15 protein-coding genes and 1 riboswitch are annotated in these 21,163 nt (G+C 61.4%); of the genes, 6 read left to right on the top strand and 9 right to left on the bottom strand.

Annotated features, from left to right (window positions below; translation table 11 throughout):
- Window positions 1-9: 9 nt before the first annotated feature.
- From C1X29_RS19150 to C1X29_RS19160, 3 genes are all read right to left on the bottom strand, one after another.
- Window positions 10-672, bottom strand: a complete 663-nt coding sequence (locus tag C1X29_RS19150; protein WP_007960243.1) for an amino acid ABC transporter permease — start codon at window positions 670-672, stop codon at window positions 10-12.
- A gap of 51 nt (window positions 673-723) precedes the next feature.
- On the bottom strand, window positions 724-1,572 hold the full coding sequence (locus C1X29_RS19155; RefSeq protein ID WP_102686073.1) for a transporter substrate-binding domain-containing protein: 849 nt from the start codon (window positions 1,570-1,572) through the stop codon (window positions 724-726).
- A gap of 273 nt (window positions 1,573-1,845) precedes the next feature.
- Window positions 1,846-1,992, bottom strand: coding sequence for a hypothetical protein (locus tag C1X29_RS19160; protein ID WP_240871899.1), 147 nt, complete (start codon window positions 1,990-1,992; stop codon window positions 1,846-1,848).
- A 202-nt stretch (window positions 1,993-2,194) separates the two neighbouring features.
- On the opposite strand from C1X29_RS19160, the gene C1X29_RS19165 reads away from it, so the two are divergent.
- The 6 genes from C1X29_RS19165 (at window position 2,195) to C1X29_RS19185 (ending at window position 10,230) form a co-directional block, all read left to right on the top strand.
- Window positions 2,195-2,626, top strand: coding sequence for a co-chaperone YbbN (locus C1X29_RS19165; protein WP_102686072.1), 432 nt, complete (start codon window positions 2,195-2,197; stop codon window positions 2,624-2,626).
- A gap of 175 nt (window positions 2,627-2,801) precedes the next feature.
- Window positions 2,802-2,966 (top strand): hypothetical protein, encoded by a 165-nt coding sequence (locus C1X29_RS29185; RefSeq protein WP_158247720.1) that lies wholly within the window; start codon window positions 2,802-2,804, stop codon window positions 2,964-2,966.
- Window positions 2,963-5,137 (top strand): cyclic di-3',5'-guanylate-activated glycosyltransferase NrfB, encoded by a 2,175-nt coding sequence (gene nrfB, locus C1X29_RS19170; RefSeq protein ID WP_085745503.1) that lies wholly within the window; start codon window positions 2,963-2,965, stop codon window positions 5,135-5,137. The genes C1X29_RS29185 and nrfB overlap by 4 nt, the downstream gene beginning before the upstream one ends.
- Window positions 5,134-8,292 carry a phage receptor gene (locus tag C1X29_RS19175; RefSeq protein WP_102718116.1) on the top strand — a complete coding sequence of 1,053 codons (3,159 nt, stop codon included), beginning with the start codon at window positions 5,134-5,136 and terminating at the stop codon, window positions 8,290-8,292. Before nrfB ends, C1X29_RS19175 begins: the two co-directional genes overlap by 4 nt.
- A complete protein-coding gene (locus tag C1X29_RS19180; RefSeq protein ID WP_102718117.1) occupies window positions 8,292-9,170 on the top strand; it encodes a DUF4434 family protein in 879 nt (292 codons plus the stop codon). The genes C1X29_RS19175 and C1X29_RS19180 overlap by 1 nt, the downstream gene beginning before the upstream one ends.
- Entirely contained in the window at window positions 9,154-10,230 is a 1,077-nt protein-coding gene (locus C1X29_RS19185; RefSeq protein ID WP_102718118.1) for a GGDEF domain-containing protein, read from the top strand. Before C1X29_RS19180 ends, C1X29_RS19185 begins: the two co-directional genes overlap by 17 nt.
- A gap of 5 nt (window positions 10,231-10,235) precedes the next feature.
- On the opposite strand, the gene C1X29_RS19190 is transcribed toward C1X29_RS19185, so the two are convergent.
- The 6 genes from C1X29_RS19190 to cobW form a co-directional block, all read right to left on the bottom strand.
- Window positions 10,236-11,792: a TerC family protein gene (locus C1X29_RS19190; protein ID WP_102718119.1), complete on the bottom strand. Its 1,557-nt coding sequence runs from the start codon at window positions 11,790-11,792 to the stop codon at window positions 10,236-10,238.
- Window positions 11,793-12,127: 335 nt separating this feature from the next.
- Window positions 12,128-13,774, bottom strand: a complete 1,647-nt coding sequence (locus C1X29_RS19195; RefSeq protein ID WP_102718120.1) for a phospholipase D-like domain-containing protein — start codon at window positions 13,772-13,774, stop codon at window positions 12,128-12,130.
- A 40-nt stretch (window positions 13,775-13,814) separates the two neighbouring features.
- Entirely contained in the window at window positions 13,815-14,498 is a 684-nt protein-coding gene (locus tag C1X29_RS19200) for a VWA domain-containing protein (RefSeq protein WP_102718123.1), read from the bottom strand.
- Window positions 14,480-15,481: an ATP-binding protein gene (locus C1X29_RS19205; protein ID WP_102686066.1), complete on the bottom strand. Its 1,002-nt coding sequence runs from the start codon at window positions 15,479-15,481 to the stop codon at window positions 14,480-14,482. Before C1X29_RS19205 ends, C1X29_RS19200 begins: the two co-directional genes overlap by 19 nt.
- An 8-nt stretch (window positions 15,482-15,489) precedes the next feature.
- Entirely contained in the window at window positions 15,490-19,338 is a 3,849-nt protein-coding gene (gene cobN / locus C1X29_RS19210; RefSeq protein WP_102718121.1) for a cobaltochelatase subunit CobN, read from the bottom strand.
- 3 nt (window positions 19,339-19,341) lie between these two features.
- On the bottom strand, window positions 19,342-20,415 hold the full coding sequence (cobW, locus tag C1X29_RS19215) for a cobalamin biosynthesis protein CobW (RefSeq protein WP_102718122.1): 1,074 nt from the start codon (window positions 20,413-20,415) through the stop codon (window positions 19,342-19,344).
- A 98-nt stretch (window positions 20,416-20,513) separates the two neighbouring features.
- Window positions 20,514-20,723: riboswitch (cobalamin riboswitch) on the bottom strand.
- Window positions 20,724-21,163: the final 440 nt, after the last annotated feature.

Raw genomic sequence — 21,163 nt, forward strand, 5'->3', positions numbered from 1 at the left:
CGCAGCCTCCTATCGGCGGATCGCCAGACGCTGCTCGAGGTAACGCAGCAGCATGGCAATGAGGTAACAGGCCGCGACATACAACGCCGTGGTCACCAGCCAGGTTTCGATCACCCGGTAGCTTTCGACGTTGATCTTGCGCGCGTAATAGGTCAGCTCCGGCACCGCGATCGCGGCGGCCAGCGAGGTGTCCTTGAACAGCGAAATGAAGTTGTTCGACAGCGCCGGCAGCACGTTGCGCAACATCACCGGCACGGTGACGTAGGCTTTCACCTGCCACTCGCCCAGACCGATAGCCAGCCCCGCTTCGCGCTGGCCCTTGGGAATGCTCAGCAAACCGCCGCGGAACACTTCGGTCAGGTACGCCCCGGCATACAGCGAAAGCGTGATGATGAACGACGGGATCTTGTCCAGCCGGATTCCCAGGCTTGGCAACGCAAAGTAGATCAACAGAATCAACACCAGAATCGGCGTGTTACGGATCACCGTCACATACACCGATGCCAGCACCCGCAAGGCGCGATGCCTGGACAGCAAGGCAAACGCCATCAGCAGGCCGATCACGCAGCCGATGGCGATCGACACCAGCGCCAGTTCGAGGCCCAGACCGAGCCCCGCCAGCAAGGTGTCGAAATCGCGCCACACGGCGGCAAAGTTCAACTGATAGTTCATGGTCGGCAGTACCTTGAGCGGGGCGCATCAGGGCGCCCCACTCTCACGGGATCATTTGAATTCGACAGGGAAACCGATGGCCGGCGATGGCAGATCCACGCCGAACCATTGCTTGAACGACGCGGCATAAGTCGGGAACTCGACGCCGGTCATGGCCTCATGAAGGGCGGTGTTGACGAAGTTCAGCCAGTCCTGATCGCCACGTTTGACGGCGCACGCGTAGGTCTGCGGGCTCCAGGCGTACGTCGGGCTGCGGTAGCGGCCAGGGTTCTGCACCATCAGGTATTTGACCGAAGACTGGTCGGTGGCGGCGGCATCGGCGCGACCGGAGTTCACCGCCTGGTACATAAGATCAACGCTGTCGTACTGATCGACCTTGGCCTTGGGCAGCGCCTGATGCACCAGCTCCTCGGCGTACACGTTCTGCAGCACGGCCACGGTCACGCCGTCACCACCGGCCTGCAGGTCTTCGATTTCCTTGTATTTGCTGTTGTTCGGCAGCAGCAGGCCGACGCCTTCGCGGTAGTACGGCAGGGTGAACGCCACTTGCTGCGCACGGCTGGCGGTGACGGTGATGAACTGGCAGCTCATGTCGACCTTGTCGGTCAGCAGGTTGGGAATCCGCGCATCGGAAGACTGCACAACAAACTCGACCTTGCTCGGGTCGTTGAACAGACCTTTGGCGACGATCCGGGCGATGTCGATATCAAAGCCCTGCAACTTGCCGTCCGCGCCCTGGAAGTGCCACGGCGCATTGGTGCTGCCGGTGCCCACAATCAGTTTTCCACGGGCCAGGACGCTGTCGAGCTTGCTGTCAGCCGCCTGGGCCATACCCACGACAGCGGACGAAGCCGCGAGAACAAAAACACACGCTTTGAACAAGGAAGGTCGGCGATGCATGGCAAGCACTCCAGGAAGTTGTTTATTCCGCTATACCGGAACACGGTTTGTTACTACGGAATAGACAGCAGAAAGTGTGCCACAGGATTCGCGGGGAATCTGCAATGGATTGAAAATTCTGAGGAATCAAAGAGATATGTAAAAAGAAAAAATAGAGGAACAGTGAGAGAGCGGAGCGTGCGCTACCGTTGGCTACAACAATGCGGGTAGCAGGTTCCCAGTCGGTGCACGGGTGATCGATTCAGGGGCAGTGTTTATTTCCGAGAACCAACCTCAAAGGTCGTCTATCGAAACTTTTATGGTCGGATCATTTTCCCACTCCTTGCAGAGAGCTATCAGCTCCAGATCCTCAAGGCGATTCATAAGCTCCTCATCAGTTTGTACTACGGAAACTGCTTTAAAACCTGCGTCGCTGCCCATCAGGAGCTCCTTTGATAAATGTCTGAAAACGATACCAGCTGCTTGGCCTTTGCGGACCTGAGTCTTCTGAGGGAATGCTCTTGCATCAAAGTAGGACGAAATCATCCTTTGTAGGACCTACCTGTAATTTCTGACAGTAGACCGCCGTTTTGCCCTGCTTTAACGTCAAAGGCCTTCCAGACTCATTGATCAGGAGGCTCCAATGAGAACCCGTCCCCCCCACACAACGTTGCACCCCGCCTACCGCAAAGTGTTGAAGGGATGGCGTCCAGTGATTCTGTATTTCTACAGCGAGCACTGCGGTGCCTGTACCTATGCCAGCCCGGTTTTTCGTGAAATCGCGGAGCCTTATCGACTTCGGGCGAACATCTACATGCTCGAAGCGGAAAAGTCGCCCAATATTTCTCATGTCGACGGATTCCCTACGGTGCTTTTCTTTCAGGACGGGAAACTGCGGAAAAAACTCAAAGGCATTGGAGATGAAAGATCCCTTCATGAGCATTTCGCCGAACACATCGGCAAGGTGAAAGCACCCGCCACTTGCCGCAAACCCCGACACACCCTCTCCTGGCTGCACCACACCCTCAGCACCCTCTGCACCATCCCCCGCGCAAAACGATGGAACTTTTCCTGAAAGTGCCACCTAAGAGCCATCATGAAATGGCACCGTCGTTCCAATTGATCTGTAACAACTAGCCTCGAAGCCGGATTGGACAAGCTCCCATCCGGCTGCTTTTCTTTATTTCTCAGAAAGAGATAAGTGCTGCCGGCCCTTTGGCCGCGGCCTTGCTTCGTCCCAGGAGGGGTCAATGTCCTTTAATGTCATGATGGTTTTCGGTACTCGCCCGGAGGCCATCAAAATGGCCCCGCTGGCCCGGGTTCTGCGTCAGTGGCCCGACATCACACTCAACATCTGTTCCAACCGCCTCTACGCCTGGCTGAGCGCACGCTCGGCGGCGGGTAAAGGGGTATGAGTCTGGGGTGGGTCGATTTTTTCGCGTATGTGCTGTTCGGTCTCAAATATGTGGCGATTGCCCTCGCCCTGTTGATGTTCATCCTCGGCCTCGATGACCTGTTCATCGACCTCGTTTACTGGAGCCGCAAATTCATCCGGCGCTGGCGGATCTACGAGAAATTCAAGCGTGCCGACGAGGAACGCCTGTATTCGATTCCCGAGAAACCGCTGGCAATCATGGTGCCGGCGTGGAACGAAGTCGGCGTGGTCGGTGAAATGGCGCGTCTGGCCGCCTCGACCATCGACTACGAGAACTATCAGATTTTCGTCGGCACCTACCCCAACGACGCCGAAACCCAGGCCGATGTCGACGCGGTCTGCCAGCACTACCCCAACGTGCACAAAGTGGTGTGCGCCCGCCCCGGCCCGACCAGCAAGGCCGACTGCCTGAACAACATCATCGACGCGATCCTGCGCTTCGAGAGCGAGGCGAAAATCCAGTTCGCCGGGTTCATCCTGCACGACGCCGAAGACGTGATTTCGCCGATGGAATTGCGCCTCTACAACTACCTGTTGCCGAACAAGGACCTGATCCAGATACCGGTCTACCCCTACGCGCCGGAGTGGAAAGGCTTCACCGCCGGGCACTACGTCGATGAGTTCGCCGAGAACCACGGCAAAGACGTCATCGTCCGCGAAGCCCTCACCGGCCAGGTGCCCAGCGCCGGCGTTGGCACTTGCTTCAGCCGTAAAGCCATCAGCGCCCTGCTGGAAGACGGCGACGGCATTGCCTTCGATGTGCAGAGTCTCACCGAGGACTACGACATCGGTTTCCGCCTCAAACAGAAAGGCATGAAATGCATCTTCGCCCGTTATTCGGTCAGCGATCCGAAACTGGCGTTGGAGCAACCCTGGGTGTTCGGCATGAACCGCGAATTCTCCCAGGTGATCTGTGTCCGGGAACACTTCCCACGTGACTTGCAACACGCAATCCGGCAGAAATCGCGGTGGATTGTCGGCATCGTGTTCCAGGGCACCAAGAACCTCGGCTGGAGCCGCAAGGGTCTTCTCAACTACTTCCTGTGGCGCGACCGTCGCGGGCTGATCGCCTACCTGCTGAGTTTTTTGGTGAACCTGCTGTTCCTGGTACTGCTGGCGATGTGGGCGGTGACGATCATTTCCCCGGACTCTTGGCGCTACCCCTCGATTCTCGCCGACAGCTCGCTGCTCTCAGTGCTACTGTGGCTCAACGGCCTGATGCTGCTCAACCGCCTGTTCCAGCGCGGCTGGTTCGTCACTCGTTACTACGGATTGGTTGAAGGTCTGCTGTCAGCGCCGCGCATGATGTGGAGCAACTTCGTCAATTTCTTCGCCAACCTGCGCGCCTTGCGTCAGGTCATGGAAATGGGCGATTCGCGGCGTGTGGCCTGGGACAAAACCACTCACGAATTCCCGGCGCTGACCAAGGCCCAGCGCACTCCACTTGGCCATCGGCTGGTGGAAAAAGGCCTGCTTACCGAAGAGCAACTGGAAGCGGCGATCACCAGCCCGGTACGCCGGCGCCTCGGGCGCGAACTGCTGTTGCGTGAATACATCAACAGCACCCAACTCGTGCAAACCCTGGCCGAACAGCTTGATCTGGAATGGGCGCCACTCAATCCGTTCAAGCTCGACAAGCGCCTGATCGATGCCGTACCGCGCCGGGTCGCCTCCCATTACGGCATTTTGCCGGTGGCCGAAGAAGGCGACACCCTGATTCTGGCCTCCGAAGGCCCGGTCAGTCAGGTCTCGCTCGGCGCCATCAGCCGTCAATTGAAACGCCCGGTGCGCAGCCGTCTCGCACCTCAGGGCCGAGTCACATTGGGGATTCGTTACTGGTACGCCAGCCCCCGCCAGAATGAGGAAGTGCGTCATATGCTCGAAGTGCTTGAGCGCCATCAGGACGATGAAGCCCTGCTGGAACGGGTCAGCCGCCATCAAGTGCTGCTGGGCAATCTGTTGCAGGTGCGCGGCATGGTTCCGCCGACCCTGTTCAATCAGGCGCTGATCGACTTCGATGCCGAGAAGATGTCACTCGGTGAACACCTGATTTCCCGGGGCATGATTACCCAGGAAGTACTGGAACAGGCCCTGGCCGATCAGGCCAGCGAACAGCAAGCCGCCTACCGCATTGTCCGGGAGGTCGCATGAAGCCTGTGCATCGTCAAACCTTGCTGATGGGCAGCCTGCTGCTGGGCCTGAGCACCGCGTATCCGCTGCAGGCTGCACCGCTGAGCGACTTTGAACAGTTCCGCAGCTACCCCTACATGGACCGCAGCTATCGCGAGGCGAAAAAGGGCAACTGGAAAGAAGTCGAACGACTGATGCGCCACTTGCTGGAAAAGGTCCCGAAAAACGATGAGGCGCGGGCACTGCTGGTGGAGTCCCTGGCCAATCAACGCCGTTACAAGGAAGCGCTGCAAGCATTGCCGGACAACAGCGATGCCCTGCTCGACCTGCGCCTGACCTGGATCGAACAGGATCCGCCGACCAGCACGCAAGTTGAAAGCTGGATGGCCACCAGCAGCCTGAATGACCGTGTGCGTCTGTGGCAGGCCTACAGCCTGAGCCTGGCCAAGTTCGGCGGCGCGGCCAAGGCCCATGACTGGTTGGCACAACTGGCGCCCAAGGGTGACGACAACATCTTGCGCCTGGCCCGCGCCAACTGGTCGGAGCAACTGCGCGACTGGAGCGGCACCATCGACCAACTGGCGCCGCTGGCCGCACGCAAACAACTGGACGCCGAAGGCTGGCAACGGCTGGCCAACGCTTACGTGCAGCGTCTCGATGAAAAGCCGCTACAGCAACTGCTGCAACAGGCGCCGAGTCCCGAGGCCGCACGCAACATTCGCCTGGCGATGGTCGACCGCGCCATCGCCATGGGCCACGAGCAACAGGCCCAACGCTGGATGCAGTCGTTGCCGGCCAGCGATCTCGCCGATCCGGCGCAACGTCAGCGTCTGTGGGAACTGGCACGCAAGACCGAAGACGTGCCCACCGTGCAGCGTCTGAGCAACGATCTGCAACGGCCTTGCCTGGAAACCGCGGAATGGCTGTCGCGCCAGGATCCGGAAGCCGCGCTCAAGCAACTGCGCAGCTGCCCGCCGACCGACGACCCACAGACCTGGCTGGTACTCGCCCAGCGCCTGCAAGCCACGGATCTATTGCAAAGCACCCGTCTACCGGAGCCTTGGGACAGTCGACGACAAACACAGGTGCTCGACATCTGGCAGGAGCAAGGTCGCAGTGCCGAAGTCAACGCCTGGCTGGCCGGTCAGAAACAGACGCCCGATATCGTCAAGCGCCGTGCGGAACTGACGCAGCGCATGGGACGGATGATCGAAGCGGAGACCCTGTGGGAACTGCATTACCGACAGACCGACAATCTTTCCTCGCTCAATCAGGCCACCTATCTTGCGGTAAATGCCGGTGATCGGGCGCACGCTCAACAGTTGCTGGAATCTGCGTTCGATCGTCATGACGGGCGTTTGCCGGCGACGGCGTTGCAGCGTCTGGCCGGCTTGTATGCCGCAGCGCCCTCCACGACGCCGGAGCAACAGCGACGCATGGCGCTCCTGCTCAACCGGGTGGACGGTGCCACGCGCGGCCAACTGCTCGCGCAACTTGCGGAGACCGGCCAGTGCGACGCCGTGCAGCAAGCCATCGGCAGCCACCCGCAAGCGGCTGGCGATTACCGCGCGCTCGGTCGCTGCGCCATGCCTGATCGCCCGGGTGAAGCCGTCGTCTATTACCAGCAGGCTGAAAAGCTCGGCGATCGCGGCAGTCGTCTGCCGCTGGCCTATGCCCTGGAAGCGGCCGGTGATTCTGCCGGTGCACTGACGATCTGGCGCAGCATCCCGACCGCCGAACTCAGCGACAACGCGCGTCTGACAGCCAGTCGCAGCGCCCTGAATGTTGGTGACAGCCAGACCGCCGAAACCTACTGGCAACAGAGCACCACTCGCGGTGCCAATGAATGGGCCCTCGGCGCAGCCATCGCCGACGCACGGGGTGATCACGCCCAGGCACTGCAACGTCAGCGCCAGGCCCTGCAGCAGGCACCGGATGCCGGCCACTTCTACGCCGCGTCGGTCACCGCGCAAAAGGCCGGTGACCTGCCGCAAAGCACTGCATGGCTGGCCGAAGCGGTACGCCGCGAGCCGAACAATCCGCGTTATCGCGCCGACTACGGCATGCGTCTGGCCGGCGCCGAAACCCGCGAAGAACGCGCCACGGCGATTCCGTATCTGCAACAGGCCACCCGCGATTTCCCCGAGGATTACCGCCTCGGCGAAACCCTGGCCTGGCGCTACGACGAAGTCGAAGACAGCGCCTCCGCGCGCAAGGAACTGCGCCGGGTGATCGATCTGGAGCAGAACCCGGTGGCGGCCGATGGCGAAGACGGCAGCATGGAGGCCCGCCGTTATCGCCAGCGCCGCGCCCATGAAACCTTGTCCCGGCGTGACAGTTTTACCGTTGCCAGCACCTGGTCACCGGCCGGAGTGTCCACCAACGATTTTCTGCGCCCGGATGACAGTGAAGGCAGCAAACGGGTGACACGCTCGCAGAACGTTCAGGTCGCGATGTGGGATCACGCGCTGGGTGAAGAACCGAGTCGGGCCGGCAGTACGCTGTCGGTTTATGGCCGGCTGCTGTTCGGAGGCCAAGGTCGTTCCAGCTATGGGGAAACCTTCGCTACCGGCGTCGGCCTGCGCTACAAGCCGTGGGGCACGGCCAACGTCAACCTGTATGCCGAAATCTACAAGCAAACAGGCGTCAGCGACGATGGCAGCGGCGGCATGCGCCTGGGGCAGTTATTCAGCCCGGTGAAAGTCTGGGATCAGGGTCACGACTACGATCGCTTCGGTCGAACCAGCACCGACTACCTGCTACGCGCCACCGCCTCGTTCCTCGATCAGGGCAAGTACCGCAACGACTGGCGGGTCGACGAAAACGATTGGGACGAGCGTTTTCTCTATCTTGATGCTGCGTGGTGGACCAAGGCCGGCGATCACCAGTGGCTGTCGCGATTCCAGCAAGGTCACGCCTGGAAACTGCCGTTCAGTGGAGCCCAGACGATCATGCCTTACGGCTTCCTCGAGTTTGCCAGCCAGGACCCGAGCAACGACTGGCGCCAGGACCTGCGCACCGGTGTCGGTCTGCGCTGGCAATGGTGGTACGACGAGGATCGCTACAACGCCTACCGTTCGAAACTGACGGTTCGCACCGAATATCAACAGTCGCTGGGCGGCAATCTGTATGAAGGCGGCAACGGCGTGCTGCTGGGCGTGGAGTGGAATTTCTGATGGCTCGATGGATGTTGTGTTTGTGCCTGCTGATGAGTGCCACTGTCGCCAAGGCCGACGAGCGTGTCTTCTATCAGCCGCTGAATGTCGATGCCGGCCTGACCCAGGCGCAGTGGCAGAAAGTCTGGCAAGACACCGCGAAACAAGGCACGCGTACCGTGATCGTCCAGTGGACGGCTTATGGTGACTCGGACTTCGACGGCGCCAATGGCTGGCTCGCCAACAGCCTGAAACTCGCTCAGCGGGAAGGTCTGCAACTGGTGCTCGGCCTGGCGATGGACCCGGCCTACTACAAACGCATCGATGAACTGGACAGCGCCGGTCTCGGCGCTTACTGGCAGGCACAACTGGGCCAGTCACTGGCTCAGCAGCAGAAGCTCCGTCGGGACTGGAAGCTGCCGGTCAACGGCTGGTATCTGCCGCTGGAGCTGGACGACCTGCACTTTCTGGCGGCAGATCGACGGGCCACACTTCAGCGCCAATTGAAGGACTTTGCCGCGAAGCTGGATGCGCCGCTGCATGTCAGCGCCTTCAGTGCCGGCAAGCTGGCCCCGGCGGTCAACGGTCAATGGTTGGGCGAATTGACGGCGGCGGGTGCGCAGGTCTGGTGGCAGGACGGCGCGGGCACCGGTCGTTTGTCACCGCTGGTGCGCAACGGTTATGCCAGTGCACTGCCCTGCTCCGTGGGGATCGTGCGCGAAGCCTTCCGGCAGGTCAGCCGCGAGGGCGAGCCCTTCCGTGCCGAGCCGGCCAACCCGGATGCGACCTCGACCGGCTGCCATCAGAACGCGGTGTTTTCCCTGCGCTATCGACCGTGGGGCTCGGTCATCCTCGACAACCAACGCAAGCATCCGGGCAGCAATGTACAAAACCATTGAAGACGAAGTCCTGAAGAAGACCGCGCCCGCCGAACTGTGGAGCGAGTTCATCCAGCATGAATTCGAGCGGCTGCATTCGTTCTGCCTGTTGATCTACCTGGCGAGCATCGGCATCTGGCTCGCCTTCGACCTGATCGTCAGCTTCATCGGCAATCAGGGATTCACCTGGCGTTCGATGGTGTTCATCGCGGCCTTTGCGATTCTTGCTGTGGTGTTGATGTTCACCCGCAAGGCTCGACACTTCGACTGGCTGAACCTGACATTCGTGGTGATCATCACACTCGGCATCCGAATGGTGATCGACGGCCTGCCGCCGACCTTTCATGGCATCTGGCTGGTGCTCGCCGCAGCCACTACGTTGTACAGCGCCTCGGTACTGCCGCTCAGCCGCTGGTCGTTCTTCGGTGCCCAGGCCATCACCTGGCTGGTGCTCAATCCGTTCATGAACACCGGTATCAACCTGCTGGAACTCAAAGGCGTGATGACCCTCGCGTACGCCGTGTTTCTCTGCGGGCTGACGATCTATACGTTTCTGAAGCTGCGCGAGGTCAAGCTCTACAACTACATCATGTCCAAGCTGTTGTTGGACCAAGCCTACAACGACACCCTCACTGAAATCCCCAACCGTCGTTCATTCATGACCCGCGCCGGAAAAACCCTGCAAGCCGTACCGCGCGAGCATGACCATTACCTGGCGATGATCGACATCGACAACTTCAAGAAAGTGAATGATGTGTACGGCCACGACATCGGCGATGAGGTGCTCAAGCGCATCGCGGCGGACATCAAAGCGGTGATGGCACCGTTTGAGTACGCGCGACTGGGTGGCGAGGAGTTTGCGATCTATCTGGCCGGTGTGCGCCGCGAGGATGTCGAGGCGCTGGCCGGGAAATTGTGCCGGGTGGTGCGCGAGCAACCGACCCGGCACCCGGTGACCATCAGCATCGGTCTGGCCCGGGTCGAAGATGGCGACACCCTCAACCAGGCACTGATCAAGGCCGATGAAGCACTGTACGAGTCAAAGCATTCCGGCAAGGACCGCTACACCTTTCATCAGTGAGGCCGTCAGGCCTCACGCACCAGCAACACCCGCGTCACGCGACGCTCTTCGACCGCCATTACGGTCATGCCCCAACCGTCATGTTCCAGTCGATCGCCCTTCATCGGCAGGCGATCCAGCAGGCTCATCACCAGCCCGGCGAGGGTCTGGTAATCCTCGGTCGGCTCGGCGCGAAAACCGGTGTGCTCGCGGATACGGGTCAGGTTCAGCGCACCGTTGACGATGTACCCGCCCTGCTCCTCGACCACGTCCGGGCCGGCGATTTCGCTGGCATCCGGCAGTTCACCGGCAATCGATTCGAGAATGTCGGTCATGGTCAACACGCCGACAAAGTCACCGAACTCGTTGACCACGAAGGCAATGTGGGTCGAGGCCGCACGCATTTGTTCCAGTGCGTTGAGGATCGAATAACTGTCCAGCAGATTGACGGTCTTGCGCGCCAGGTGTTCAAGGTTCGGCTCGTTGCCGGCCAGATACTCCTTGAGCAATTCCTTCTTGTGCACGAAGCCCAACGGCTCATCCACTGCGCCGTTACGAATCAACGGCAAGCGCGAGTAGGACGAATGCATCAACCGTGTACGAATAGCCTCGGCATCGTCGGCCAGATCAATGTGATCGACATCGGCGCGCACCGTCATCAAGGCACGAATCGGGCGTTCAGCCAGTTGCAGCACGCCGCTGATCATCACCCGCTCGCGACGGTCGAACAGCTCCGCGCTCGGCGCTTCACCGTTATCCAGCAGGTCGGAAATCTCCTCGCCGACCTCTTCCACCGCCAGTTTACGACCACCCAAAAGACGCATCACCGCATGGGCCGTGCGCTCGCGCATCGGGCGCAAGCCCTGCATCGAGCGCTTGCGACGGGCGCGGGCGATCTGGTTGAAGATCTCGATCAGGATCGAGAAACCAATGGCCGCGTACAGATAACCTTTCGGAATGTGGAAGCCCAGGCCTTCGGCCGTCAGGGCAAAACCGATCATCATCAGGAAGCCCAGACACAGCATGATCACCGTCGGATGGGCGTTGACGAAGCGGGTCAGCGGCTTGCTGGCAACGATCATCACACCAATGGACACGACCACCGCGATCATCATCACCGCCAGTTCATCGACCATGCCCACAGCGGTAATCACCGCGTCCAGGGAGAACACCGCGTCGAGCACAACGATCTGCGCCACGATCGGCCAGAACAGCGCATAAGCGGTGTTGGTCGAGCGCTCGCCGATATGGCCTTCCAGCCGTTCGTGCAACTCCATGGTCGCCTTGAACAACAGGAACACACCACCGAACAGCATGATCAGGTCACGGCCGGAGAAGCTCTTGCCGAACACCTCGAACAACGGCTGCGTGAGGGTGACCAGCCAGGAAATACTCGCCAACAGGCCCAGACGCATGATCAGCGCCAGGCTCAAGCCGATGATCCGCGCGCGGTCGCGCTGATGCGGCGGCAGTTTGTCCGCCAGGATCGCGATGAACACCAGGTTGTCGATACCCAGTACCAGTTCCAGCACGATCAGTGTCAACAAGCCCAACCATGCCGTGGGATCCGCTAACCATTCCATAATCTTTCTCTATCTCTCGTCAGTGAATTCAGGCTGCCGGACACGGCAAAGTGCGGCGCGCAAGCTCGAAGGCTGCGCCAACAACGATAGTCGGTAGTCGGAAGACTGGATGCTGGAAGTGCGTCAAGAGCGCGCCGTGGCGCGAGGGGAACGGGGTTCCTGGAATAGAACTGGGAGGCTCCGAGAGGGTGTTCATGCAAATCCTGAATGAAAAAAGGCCTTGAAGCGTACAGGCTCTGATGACTTTTCCTACAGCTGGAAATCATTTCAAAATCTGTACGCCGCCAGCTTATCGCCGTCCCCGTCAGCATCGGCAACCAACGGATGTGTAAGGGCTAACGCCCGGCAAACCTGAGGCGAGACAACTGGCGCAGATCGCCCTCGACGTAGTAGTCATTGGTCCAGCTGTCATCCGCCGCCAGCGGCTGCACCTGCTTCAACGCCAGTTTTTTCGCGAAGTAGCGAAAACGGTAATGCTCGTAGAACCGCAGCAGCTCCAGGCCATAGCGGTCCGCCAGATCGGTGTCGCCGCGAATGATCAGATAGTTCTCGTCATTGCCGTTGCTGGCGGAAGTGCTGAGGTTATGGCTGCCGCTGATGAGGGTCGGGCTGTCGCTGGTGAAGTCGGTGACCACGGCTTTGGTGTGCACCAGCAGGTTGCCTTTCTGCCCTTTCATGTTTTCCCGCAGCCAGCCTTCCAGCCCGGTGTTGAGCAACGCGGTGGCGGCAAACTCGGCGGTTCGGTCGGCGTGAAACCCGGTGATGCGGCTGACGGTGTTTTGCAGGCCGTAACGCAGGATGTCGTCGTGGGGCTGGCCGAGCAACGCGTTGAGAATCGCGTCGGGCAAGGCGAATGCGGTGACGAACAGCAGGTCTTTTTTCGCTCCTTCGATGATATCGACGAACTCCCGCAGATCGGCGCCGCCGGTACGCGGTGAAAACCCGGCGAACAAGGGCTGCGCCGGGTTCATCGGGTTGTGTTGGGTGATCCAGTCGCGGGTGGCGCCGACGTCCGCCGGCTCGGCCCAGATCTGCTCGAAGGTTTTCAGGTAACTCGCACTGATCGCCGAATCGTCCAGTACATGCACCACGTTGGCCTGGCGGTACACGCCGTTGGCGGTGAAGTTGGTGCTGCCGCACAGCACCGCTTGCGGCTGGCGCTCACCGCCTCCGTCCAGGCGGCTGAGGACGATGAACTTGTTATGGAAAATGTTATGAGTGACCCGCCCGCGCTTGCTGCTCGACGGCAGTTTCGCAAGGCTTGCTTCGTTGATCGTCGTGTCTTCGTCATCGGGCCGGGCGTGATACAGCACGCGCACCTGAACACCTCGATCGAACGCCGCGTTCACCGTGTCGACGATGGCTTGCAACTGGTATTCGTAGATCGCGATGTCCAGCGCCCACTGCCCGTCCACCGCACGCTCGATAAACCCTTGCAGACGCCCGAGCAGGCCGTTCTCCAGCCACTGACGCGCCGCATCGGGCCATGCTTCGATGGGCATGTTTTTGTTGGCGCTGATCTGTGCGTCGAGATCGGGAAATTTGCGCTGAAACGCCTGACTGGCGGCCACGGCACGGTTGAAGATCACGCCCTGATTGGCAGGATGACCGTCGTCGGAGCGGATTGTCAGTTCCAGCGCTTCACCGAGTTGCGGCGCATCCGGCGAGCCATACGCCAGGTGCACGCGATAGTTAATCGTCATGCCCGGATTGACCGCGTAATCGGCCCAGCGAAATTTCTGCAACGGTGCCTTGTCGCTCGGCGTGGCGTGAAACTGCGGGAAGGTGTGAATCTTGTCGGGAAAGGTCAGGCTGTTGAACAGGAACAGCCATGGTTTGTCGCCCTGCTGCTTTTCGATGGCAAACCCCAGCAGGCCTTTGCGCCGGGGCTCGGCAAGGTCCATGGCAAGCAGCACGCCATTGGTGCCGGCATAGGCCTTGACGCGAAAATCGTCCTGCGGATTGGCGACCAGTACGCGCATGATTCACTCCCTGTGATTTGGCCTTACTGCAGCATAGCTCTCAGACCGACAACAACTCATCGATATGCCGGTAATCGGCGTCCAGTGCTGTCGCCAATCGTTTCGCGCGGCCCAGGCGAATCGGTCCGCGCTCGATATCGATCAACAGGCCCGGGCACGCGAGCCCGGGCAGTTCCGGACAGTCTTTCAATCGGCCATCGGTGATCACCAGCAACCGTTGCTGTTCGGCGGGGAAACGCTTGCGCCGCACCGCCAGCCAATGCCCGGCCTCCGTCAGCGCTGCCAACAGAGGCGTGCCGCCTCCCGCGCCCAAGCCATCGAGCCACGCGCGCAACCCGCTGGAGGCCTTCAGCCCTTGCACCTGCCATTTCGGCGCCGCGCCGCTCGCGGTCAACAACGCAAGGCGCGCGCGCTGGCGGTAAGCGTCGTCGAACAGTTGCGCGAGCACGCCCTTGGCATCGCTCAAGGCTTGATGGCGACGGGTCGAGGCCGAGGCGTCGACGATCACCAGCCACAGTTCATGGGGCGTGCGGGTGCGCAGTTGAAACAGCAGATCCGCCCGGGTTTTCGGACGGCCATTGAGCAAGGTTCCGGGCCAGTTCACCGAGCCACTGCGAGCCGCGTGACGCTTGCCCTGGCGACCGTTATCGAGGCGTCCGGCGCGGGGTCTGGCATTCGCCCCCGCGTCGGATCGGGGGCGAATGCCTAGGGCTTTTTTGGCCAGACAGGCACTTCGCGGCGGGCGCCGGTAGCGAGTGCTGGCGCCGGCATTTCGCCCCACTGGCCCTGCCCTTCACTCGCCTCGGCGTTAGTGCCGGACGGCGATTGCGCCGGTGGCTGTGCAGAGGGTGAAGACTGCTCGCGACGACGATGACGCAAGGCAAACTCAGCCACGGCATCAATGTCTTGCTCGGCGATGGCTTCAGCCCCGCGCCACGCCGCATGAGCACGCGCCGCACGCAGCCAGACCAGATCGGCGCGCAAACCATCGACGCCCGCCGCGAAGCAGCGCTCGGTGATCTGCGCCAACGCCGCATCATCCAGCGGAATACCCGGTAAAACCTTGCGGGCGTTCTCGCAGCGCTGACGCAGAGCTTGCTGCTCAGCCTCCCACTGCCCACAGAACGCCTGCGGATCGCTGTCGAAATCCAGTCGACGACGAATGATCTGACCACGCTCGACCGGCGCTGTGTGACCGCTCAGTGCGACGTTCAAACCAAAGCGATCCAGCAATTGCGGACGCAATTCACCCTCTTCCGGGTTCATCGTGCCGATCAATACGAACTTCGCCGAATGCCGATGGGAAATCCCGTCACGCTCGATCAGGTTGGTGCCGCTGGCAGCCACATCAAGCAGCAAATCCACCAGATGATCCGGCAGCAAATTCACTTCATCGACATACAACACGCCGCCATCAGCCTTGGCCAGCACGCCCGGAGAAAACTGCGCACGACCGTCGCTCAATGCCGCGTCCAGATCCAACGTGCCGACCAGTCGCTCTTCCGTCGCCCCCAGCGGCAAGGTGACGAACTGACCGCTGGCCAACAGATCCGCCAGACCCCGGGCCAGCGTGGACTTGGCCATACCGCGCGGGCCTTCGATCAGCACGCCGCCGATCTTCGGATCGATGGCCGTCAGGTACAGCGCCAGTTTCAGATCATCGGCGCCAACCACGGCGGAGAGCGGGAAATGCGGGGTGTCGGTCATGTTCAGTCTCAGCTCTCTTCTTCTATGTCCAGCAGCAGGTTTTCCAAGGCTTCTTTGTAGGCGCCCGGTTCCTGCCACATCCCGCGTTGCTGCGCTTCGAGCATACGCTCGGTCATGTCGCGCAAGGCGTGGGGATTATGCTCGCGCACAAAGTCGCGGGTCGCCGGGTCCAGCAGATACGCATCGGCCAGCAAGGCGTACTGATGATCATCGATCAGTTGCGTGGTGGCGTCGAAGGCAAACAGGTTATCGACCGTCGCCGCCAGTTCGAACGCGCCTTTATAGCCGTGGCGCTTGATCCCGTCGATCCATTTCGGATTCGCCGCCCGGGAGCGGATGACCCGGTTCAGTTCTTCTTTCAAGGTGCGGATCTTCGGCAGATCCGGCTGACTGTGATCGCCGTGATAACTGGCCGCTGCTTCGCCGCGCAGACTTTCCACGGCAGCGAGCATGCCGCCCTGGAACTGGTAATAATCATTGGAATCGAGCAGGTCGTGCTCGCGGTTGTCCTGGTTTTGCAGCACCGCCTGCACCTGGCTCAGGCGCTGGGCGAATTGCTCGCGAGCGGCGGTGCCCTCATCGGAGCCACCGTAAGCATAGGCGCCCCAATTCAAGTAAACCTCGGCCAGATCCTCGCGGGTTTGCCACAGGCGTCCATCGATGGCGCCCTGCACGCCCGCACCATATGCGCCGGGTTTGGCACCGAAGATTCGCCAGCCGGCCTGACGTCGCGCCGCGTCTTCATCCAGACCCGATTGCCGTAACGCCTCACGCTCGGCACGCACTTTGGCGGCCAGCGGATTGAGATCGTCCGGCTCGTCCAGCTCCGCCACGGCTTGCACGGCGGCGTCGAACAGGCGGATCAGGTTGGCAAACGCATCGCGGAAAAATCCGGAGACCCGCAGCGTGACATCGACCCGAGGGCGGTCGAGCAGGCTCAGCGGCAGAATCTCGAAATCATCGACCCGTTGACTGCCGGTGGCCCACACCGGCCGCACGCCCATCAGCGCCATGGCCTGGGCGATATCGTCACCACCGGTGCGCATGGTCGCGGTGCCCCACACCGACAGACCGAGCTGGCGCAGGTGATCGCCGTGATCCTGCAGGTGTCGCTCGAGAATCAGGGTTGCCGACTGGAAGCCGATTCGCCATGCCGTGGTAGTCGGGAGATTACGCACGTCCACCGAATAGAAATTGCGTCCGGTTGGCAGCACGTCGAGGCGACCGCGACTGGGGGCGCCGCTCGGGCCGGCGGGGACGAATCGGCCGCTCAACGCGTCGAGCAAGCCGTGCATTTCTGCCGGGCCGCAGGCGTCGAGGCGTGGGGCGATCACTTCGCGCAGGTTGTCGAGGATTGCACCGACTTCAACCCAGCGCGGATCCTGTGGGAGCGAGCCTGCTCGCGATGGCGTCAGGTCAGGCGATTCCGTTTTGAATGACACACCGCTATCGCGAGCAGGCTCGCTCCCACAGGGGAATGGCAGTGATTGGGAGATCAACTGGGTGGCGAACAGTTCAAGGCGTTCACGGGTATCCCCCGCCGTGCGCCAGACCTCGTCGCTGATCGCCAGCAGTTCCGATGGGCGCGGGCCGATCCAAGGATCAGCAAGTGCACAATCCAGCGGATCGAACCCCAACTGAAACGCCTTGGCCAACGCCCGCAACAGACTCGACTGAGCCCCTTTGCCATCGCCACGCGGAATCCGCAGCAGCGCCAGCAAGGTATCGATACGCAAACGCCCGGTCGGCGACTCACCGAAAATATGCAGGCCATCGCGGATCTGCGATTCCTTCAAGTCACACAGATAGGTGTCCAGACGCGGCAACCAGATCGCCGCGTCGGCATCGCTGTCGAGGGCTTCGTCGAGTTGCAGCTCGCGATCGATCTGCGTGTCACGCACCAATTGCAGGATGTCGCGCTGCAACTCCCGGGAGCGGCGCGGATCGAGCAACTGAGCTTCGTAATACTCGTCCGCCAACAGTTCAAGATTGCGCAACGGGCCGTAGGTTTCGGCGCGCGTCAGCGGCGGCATCAAGTGGTCAATGATCACCGCCTGAGTGCGACGTTTGGCCTGGGCACCCTCCCCCGGATCGTTGACGATAAACGGGTAGATATTCGGCAGCGGCCCGAGCAGCGCGTCCGGCCAGCAGTTCTCCGACAGACCCACGCCTTTGCCCGGCAGCCATTCGAGGTTGCCGTGCTTGCCGACGTGAATCACACCGTGAGCGCCGTAGGTCTGGCGCAGCCAGAAATAGAACGCGAGGTACGCGTGCGGCGGCACCAGATCGGGGTCGTGATACACCGCGCTCGGATCGACCTGATAACCCCGCGCCGGTTGAATGCCGACGAAGGTCAGACCAAAACGCAGACCAGCGATCATCATCCGCCCGTCACGGCACATCGGATCGTTCTGCGGCGAACCCCAGCGCTCCAGCACCGCCGCGCGATTGGCTTCCGGGAGTGCGTTGAACATCGTCAGGTAATCGTCCACCGCCAGGCTTTGCTGGCACGGGCGCTGATCAAGGGTGTCGAGGTCATTGCTGACGCCGCCGAGCAATTGCTGGATCAGTTCGGTGCCGCTGTCCGGCAGTTCGGCCGGCAGCGGATAACCTTCGGCCTGCAACGCCCGCAGGATATTCAGCGCAGCAGCCGGCGTGTCGAGGCCGACGCCGTTGCCGATGCGTCCGTCCCGGGTCGGGTAGTTGGCGAGGATCAGCGCGACGCGTTTTTCAGCGTTCGACACCCGCGCCAGTTCGACCCAGCGGCGCGCCAGTTCGGCCACGAAATCCATGCGCTCGGGTTGGGCCCGATAACACACCACATCGGACTGACTGCGCTCGCTGCGCCAGGCCAGATCCTTGAAGCTGATCGGTCGGCTGATGATCCGGCCGTCCAGCTCCGGCAATGCGATGTGCATCGCCAGATCCCGCGGACCGAGGCCCTGTTCGCTCTCGCGCCAGCCGGGTTCATTGTCCTGGGCGCAGATCGCCTGGATCACCGGAATGTTGCGACGGAATGGCCGCAGATGCGGCGCTTCCGGGCTGGACTGGGCGAAACCGGTGGTGTTCAGAATCACCGAGGCTTGGACCTCATCCAGCCAGTCCTCGACCACCGACAAGCAGCCAGGCTCTTTCAAACTGGCCACGGCAATCGGCAGCGGATTGAGTCCCGCCACCTGAAGCCGTTGGCAGAACACGTCGATAAACGCCGTGTTCGCCGCTTGCAAATGCGAGCGATAAAACAACACCGCCGCGACCGGTTGACCGGGCAGCCAATCGGCTTGCCAGTCACTCAGTGCGGCGGTGTTTTTATTCGGGTGATAAATCGCCGTGCGCGGCAGCGCTTGCGGCTCGCCCCACACGTAATCCCGCGCCAGCCAGCGATTGGCCAGGCAGCGGAAGAAATCCAGCGCATTGCCCATGCCGCCCTGACGCAAAAACTGCCAGAGCCGGTCGCGGTCTTCCGCGCCGACGGTGCTCAGGTCGCTGAGCTCCGGGTCGGGCCGATCATCGCCCGGCACCAGAATCACCTGCACGCCACGCTCGGACAACTCGACCAGCCGCTCGACGCCATAACGCCAATAGGCGATGCCGCCGTGCAGCGAAATCAGAATCACCTTGGCGTGGCGCAGCACTTCATCGACGTACAGGTCGACCGACGCATGGTTCTGCACCTGCATCGGGTTGGCCAGCCGCACGCTCGGGTAATCCTCGGGCAGTTGCTGCGCGGCTTCGGCGAGCAGCGCGAGGCTGGAATCGCCGCTGCACAGGATCACCAGTTCGGCGGGGGTTTGTCCAAGGTCGGCAATGTTGTCGTCCGACACGAAACCGCCGGGCTGGGTCCTGAGCAGGTGCATGGCTTAAACGCTGAGCGCGGCGCGCAGTTGCGCTTCGAGTTGAGCGGCATCCAGTTCCTGACCGATCAACACCAGACGCGTCACGCGCACCTCATCGGCGCCCCACTGACGGTCGAAGTGCTTGTCGAAACGTGTACCCACGCCCTGGATCAGCAGACGCATCGGCTTGTTCGGAATCGCCGCGAAGCCTTTGACCCGCAGAATGCCGTGCTGAACCACCAGTTGCGTCAGCGCGTCGAGCAACAGGCTTTCGTCGGCTTGCGGCAGTTCGATGGAGATCGAATCGAAGGCGTCGTGATCGTGGTCATCGTGATCGTCATCGCCTTCACCGTGGTGGTGATCGTGATGGCTGTGGCGGCTGTCGATGTGTTCTTCGGAGCCGGCGCCGAGGCCGATCAGCACGTCCAGCGGCAGGCTACCGTTGCTGGCTTCGATGATTTTCACCGCAGGCGGCAGCTCTTCGGCGACTTCCAAACGGACCCGCGCAAGGTCTTCAGGGCTGGTCTGGTCGGCCTTGTTGAGGATCACCAGGTCGGCGCTGGCCAGTTGGTCAGCGAACAGTTCGTGCAGCGGAGATTCGTGATCCAGGTTCGGATCGAGTTTGCGCTGGGCATCAACCTGATCCGGGAACGCGGCGAAGGTGCCAGCGGCCACGGCCGGGCTGTCGACCACGGTGATCACCGCATCAACGGTGCAGGCGCTGCGGATTTCCGGCCACTGGAAGGCTTGCACCAGCGGCTTTGGCAGGGCCAGGCCCGAGGTTTCGATGAGGATGTGGTCGAGGTCGCCGCGACGGGCCACCAGTTCGCGCATCACCGGGAAGAACTCTTCCTGCACCGTGCAGCACAGGCAGCCGTTGGCCAGTTCGTAGACGCGGCCGGTGGCTTCTTCTTCGGTGCAGCCGATGGTGCACTGCTTGAGGATTTCACCGTCGATGCCCAGCTCGCCAAACTCGTTGACGATCACCGCGATGCGGCGGCCCTGAGCGTTGTCGAGCATGTACCGCAGCAAGGTGGTTTTGCCCGAGCCGAGGAAGCCGGTGACGATGGTGACGGGGAGTTTGGCCAGTGTTTTCATCGGATGCCCTTTGGCAAGGTGGCGGGCATACGGGACGAGACCGGCAACGCGGGTGCGTGCCTGGAGAGTTCGCCACCGGATCACCCCGCCCGGTTGAAAGTGAGAATCTGTGACGAGGCAGGTCTCCTGGCTGACGGTGTTCGGGCCTTGGCCCGGTATCCGCTGCGCCTTCCCGCTGGCTCTGATTGAGTTGGCAGTGGCGTGGCAGCGAACAGCACCGTTCACAGTTGCGGGGGCAGCCGCGGCTTGGACCGCGTTCCCTTCTTAGCTTCGGCGTGGGCCGAAGAACCTCGAAAGCGCAAGGCTACGCATGGGTTCGTGATGGGTCAATGGCCGTTGTTTTTTGGTTTTGGGATTTGTGAGTATATCCGTTGCTGCGGTAACGGCTTCTTAGGGTTCCGCCCTTACGGCGGGTCACTTTTTCCAAACGCCGAAAAAGTAACCAAAAAGGCTGGCCCCCAGCGTACGGCACTTCGCCTAGGCTCAGTGTTCCCTCGCTACGGTGTCCATCAGGGGGCATCGCCTACGGTTTGCTTCGCTGCACCTCCTCTCGATGTATGCGGCTTCGCCGCACGGCGCTGCGCGCCTACCCCCTGATGGACACCTCCGCTCGGCCTGCCGAAGGGGCTTGAGATCAAAAGCCAGAGCCAGAGCAAAGGCCAGATCAAGAGCCCCTCACTGTAGAGACCGGTACATCCTTTACACATTAGACCGGGGACATCGTTTACACCTTTTACAGGCTTGATAC

The sequence above is a fragment of the Pseudomonas sp. GW456-12-10-14-LB2 genome (assembly GCF_002884345.1).
GTDB classification, from domain to species: domain Bacteria; phylum Pseudomonadota; class Gammaproteobacteria; order Pseudomonadales; family Pseudomonadaceae; genus Aquipseudomonas; species Aquipseudomonas paraglycinae.